This window comes from Pseudoalteromonas sp. SIMBA_162 (assembly GCF_046535955.1).
GTDB lineage: Bacteria > Pseudomonadota > Gammaproteobacteria > Enterobacterales > Alteromonadaceae > Pseudoalteromonas > Pseudoalteromonas marina.
Window position 1 is genome coordinate 1 of the sequence record NZ_JAWJBQ010001418.1, and the last position, 228, is coordinate 228.

Consider the following 228-nt stretch of genomic DNA (forward strand, 5'->3'; position numbering starts at 1 on the left):
GGCAACGGCAAGAGCGGTGGTTTGCTGAAGAGCCTGCTTGGCGGCGGCAACAGCGCGATCGATCTGGATCTGGGCTGCATGTACAAGCTCAAGAATGGCAAGGGCGGGGTCGTGCAGGCGCTGGGCAACGCCTTCGGCAACCTGGAGCGTGAGCCCTACATCCATCTCGACGGCGACGACCGTTCCGGCCAATCCAGCGGTGGTGAGAATCTCTACCTCAACGGCCAT

Annotated in this window: 1 pseudogene; it reads left to right on the plus strand. The window is 62.3% G+C overall.

The window, feature by feature from the left end:
- Positions 1-228: pseudogene (locus tag R0J88_RS24280) on the plus strand (tellurium resistance protein); the annotation flags it as partial.